2 protein-coding genes are annotated in these 2,445 nt (G+C 72.9%); both read left to right on the top strand.

Going from position 1 to position 2,445, the window contains the following annotated elements:
* Positions 1–286 precede the first annotated feature (286 nt).
* Positions 287–1,816 (top strand): hypothetical protein, encoded by a 1,530-nt coding sequence (locus tag FV218_RS22955; RefSeq protein WP_187273145.1) that lies wholly within the window; start codon positions 287–289, stop codon positions 1,814–1,816.
* Between the two features lie 74 nt (positions 1,817–1,890).
* The coding region (locus FV218_RS22165; RefSeq protein WP_210246138.1) for a haloacid dehalogenase-like hydrolase at positions 1,891–2,445 on the top strand (555 nt) is incomplete at its 3' end.

The raw sequence follows: 2,445 nt of genomic DNA on the forward strand, positions 1-2,445 counted from the left end.
CCCATCTCGAACTCGGCCGTTAAACGCACCAGCGCCCATGGTACTGTGTCTCAAGACACGGGAGAGTCGGTCGCCGCCAGACCTGCACAGCACATCTCAAAACCTCAGCATTCCCTCCAGACGATCCCACCGAAACAGGCCGCCCCTCACGGGGCGGCCTGTTCGCGTTTCGGCGACCCGTTCGCGAACCATTCCCCCGGATGCGAGGGGTGCCCGTCATGATGTTTTAAGGCGATGGCGCCAATGCTGCGGCCGGCCGGTCTCCGGTGCCAGCGAGCGCGTGGTCATGGACAGAGTATCGCCCGGAATCGCGGCGCTGATCACCTTCGGCGTCGCCCTGGCCTTCAGCCTCGCCCCCGTCCTCCTCGGACCGGCCGCCATCATCGCGCGCATTCCCGACGACGCGTTCTACTACTTCGTCCTGGCCCGGAATTTTTCCATCCTGGGGACCTGGACCTTCGACGGCGTCCACGCCGCCACCGGCTTCCACCTGCTGTTCGGCTACGGCCTCGCCGGCCTCTACGGGATCGCCCCCGGGATCGGCTTCGTCGAGACCTACGTCTTCGTCGCCCTCGTCAATGCCGGTCTGATGGCGGCGGCCGTGCTCTGGCTGGCCCGGGCCGCCCGGGACACGTTCGGCGGGGGCGGACTCGGCGTCGTCCTCGTCGCCCTGTCGGCGGGGGGGCTGCACCTCGTCGGCTTCCCCATGGAATCCTGCCTCGTCATCGCCGCCTCCGCCCTGTCGTACCGGCTCGCCGCCGGGGCGGCACGGGGCGACGCCACCCCCGCACTCATGGCCGCGGCCGTCGCCACGGGGATCGTCGGCGTCCTCGCCCGGTCGGACTACGCCGTGCTGCCGTTCGCGCTCCTCGCCGGGTTCGCCGCGCACGCCCTCCGGCACCGGCGCCGGCCCGCCCTCCGCGTGCCGGCGATGCTGTGCCTCGGCGCCCTCATCGGCATCGGCCTCGTGACCCTGCACACCCACCACTTCACCGGCGGCTTCGTGCAGCGCAGCGCCAGCATCAAGCACTTCTGGGCGTCGGTGTCGGGCTACACCCCGTGGCCGGGCGTGGCGCGGGTGGTCGAGCTGTTCGGCCCCTACGGCCTGCCGCGGGTCCTCGTCCCCGTGATCCTCGCCGGCCTCGCCGCCTGGATCGCCCTGCGCGGGCGCCTGCGCGCCCTCCTCGACCATCCCCTCAGCCTCGGCTCCCTCGCGGCGATCCTCGGCTACGTCGCCGTCTACAGCCTCAACGGCGCGGTACAGTACTGGTACGCCGCGACGTTGTTTTCCGCCGTCGCCGTCCTGGCCGCGGGCCTCGCGGCGAACCTTCCGTTGCGCGGGGCGGCGGTGCCGCTGCTCATCGGGCTCTACGCCGCCGGTGGCGCCTGGCGGGTCGCCAACCCGCCGTGGCCGTGGCAGGTCGCCACCATGGAGGCGGGGTTGATGCTGCGCGGCGAGCCCGGCCTCGCCCCGGTGGCGGCCTGGAACGCCGGCATCGTCGCCTACTTCGCCGCGCGCCCGGTGACGAACCTCGACGGCCTCGTCAACGACGACGTCTATCCGGCCGTGGTGCAGGGGCGCCTCGCCCCCTACCTCGCCGACCGGGGCATCCGCTATCTCGTCGATTTCCCGACCCTGTTCTCGGAGTCCGGCGGGCGGCGCGGCGGCTACGCCGACGGGACCCTGGCCCGCTGCGCCGTCCCGGAGCGGACCATCCGGCCGGATCTCCCCTTCGACGGCACGGCCCTGACCCTCTACGGGATCGCGCCGGCCTGCCTCACGGCGGCGCCGCGAATGGAGGCCGGAGTGCCATGATTGTCTTCGCTGTGGTTCCCTCCGTCCCGATGGCCGCCGCCGCCGCGCGCGCCGCACGCTTCGAGGTCTAGCGCATGCTCGAACGGTCCCTCGTTCAGGACGGCCCCCATGACGGCCCCGCCGCCGTGGACGGCCCGCGCAGCGTCGCGCCGGGGAGCCCTGCGCCGGGCCTGCCCCTGGTGGTCGACCTCGACGGCACCCTGATCCGCTCCGACCTCCTCATCGAGAGCTTCTTCGCCGAGATCGGCGGCGACCCGCGCGGAATCCTCGCCCTGGCGCGAACGGTCCCGCGCGGCAAGGCGGCGATCAAGCACCACCTCGGCACCGCCGCCCTCGACGCCGCGCGCCTGCCCTACGACCCGGCGGTGCTGGACTGCATCGCCGCGGCGCGGGCGGCGGGGCGGCCGGTCTACCTCGCCTCGGCCAGCAACGCCGTGCTGGTGGAGAAGGTCGCGGACCATCTCGGCCTGTTCGACGGCTGGTTCGCCTCCGATCATACCCAAAACCTCTCCGGCGCCGCCAAGGCGGCCCGCCTGGTGGCGGCCTTCGGCGAGCACGGGTTCGACTACATCGGCAACCACGCCGACGACCTGCCGGTCTGGGCCCGCGCCCGCCGCGCCGTCGCCGTG

It is taken from the genome of Methylobacterium sp. WL69 (assembly GCF_008039485.1).
Lineage (GTDB): Bacteria > Pseudomonadota > Alphaproteobacteria > Rhizobiales > Beijerinckiaceae > Methylobacterium.

Coding starts and splice junctions, on each gene's coding strand:
- FV218_RS22955 (WP_187273145.1), top strand. CDS start 287: ATGGACAGAGTATCGCCCGGAATCGCGGCGCTGATCACCTTCGGCGTC.